Source organism: Bacillus sp. AP50, from assembly GCF_040492675.1.
Taxonomy (GTDB): Bacteria; Bacillota; Bacilli; order Bacillales; family Bacillaceae_G; genus Bacillus_A; species Bacillus_A cereus.
The window spans coordinates 1-1,495 of record NZ_JBEUTW010000675.1 but is presented as its reverse complement, the minus strand read 5'-3'; the positions used below and the strand labels follow the sequence as shown (position 1 = coordinate 1,495).

Here is a 1,495-nt window from a genome sequence, read left to right as displayed (position 1 = left end):
GCGCTGTGGTTTATACCATTTTGAAGTGCGTATAGAAGATACAACGTATTATGGCGCATTTCAAATCGTACCGAAAAACTTTTTTGATGATCAATTTGAAATGATTCAAGACTATGTGAAGTCAATTTTAAATGAGTTGATTTTGGATAGAGGTTACTATAAAAAGACCTTCTCTGCACTTAGCGATATTGAGGATTCTTCTTATTTAGTGTTACTTAGAAAGTTACCCCAAAAAATGAAAATGATAAAGCAAATCTTTAAGAAAATAGAATCAAGCTCAAAATTTATAAATGAATATAAATGGGAAGGAAAAGAGCGAAGGCCAACAAGAAAAGGAACTATAGTGGCAGAACGAAAACCTTATGCCAAACATTATAATCGTAAGTTTATGGAACAAAAAAATAGTAAGGAAAATGCATTTCTTAAATATAAAGCGATGCAATTTTATCATTATTTAATTGAAGCAAAAAGTTTTTTACGTCAAACAATTGAAATCTTAGAAAGAGAAAAAAAGAAAAAATCAGAAGAGTTTCAAGCCGTAAAAACGATTATACAAACAATTGAGCGTAATGGATCGGTAACTGATAGAGAGAAGCAAAAATATAAAAATATACATTTACTAAAAGAAGCCGATTTACGAAAGAGCTCAATGAAAATACAAGAATATAAAATATTGGCGCATATTGTGCATGAAAATGTACAATACTTTCAAATGTTAATGCATTCTTCGTTTTGGAGGGAAGTTACTGAAACAAGTAACATGAACTTACATGATTTACCGATACCACATCAACAATTACTACATCATTTAGAAGTACTCCCGCAATATACGGATCAATCTCCATCGTTATTATTTGTTTATAAGCCAACGTTTTTAGTGTATGAATATTACGCTTTTTTTATCGTTATTTCAATTTTAGAGCAAATTGGTTTTGAAGCTAGAAACTCTATCCGTGAACAAATACAAGAACATTTTTATGTAGATGGATTACAAGATGGAACGACAGTAGTTTTAGAACGAGATGATATAAAGGTGCATGTTGCATTTAATGACTTAATTGAAACACATCCTCTTATTGCATTAAGTAAAGGTAGTAATTTTTACAATGGTGAGGATACGAAGAAGCCAGATATTCGCTTAGACTGTTATGTAAAAGAAGATGGGAAATACGTATATAAATCTTCTATTATTATTGAAGTGAAGTATAGTCCAATGTACAATATTTTTCAGCACGTCGGAAATACGAAAGCAACTGAGCAAATGTATAAGTACTGGTCTATAAAGTATGTAGAAGAACAGGATGGAAAGCGAGTCTATTATCGAAGGTCAATTTATGAAGTCATTTGTGTATATCCAGGAAGCCATATGCATAGTAAAAAAATTGAGTCTGGATGCGGCGTTTTCTTGCAGTTATATCCATATAAGACGAAACAAGGGGAAGAGAAATTAGCTGGAAAACATGGGATGATACAAATTTTTGAAAAATGGTTAAAA

Annotated in this window: 1 protein-coding gene; it reads left to right on the top strand. The window is 31.2% G+C overall.

Features of this window, described 5'->3' with window-relative positions; all coding sequences use genetic code 11:
• Positions 1-1,495: hypothetical protein (locus ABWK52_RS28285; protein ID WP_353772322.1), on the top strand; the 1,495-nt coding region annotated here is incomplete at both ends.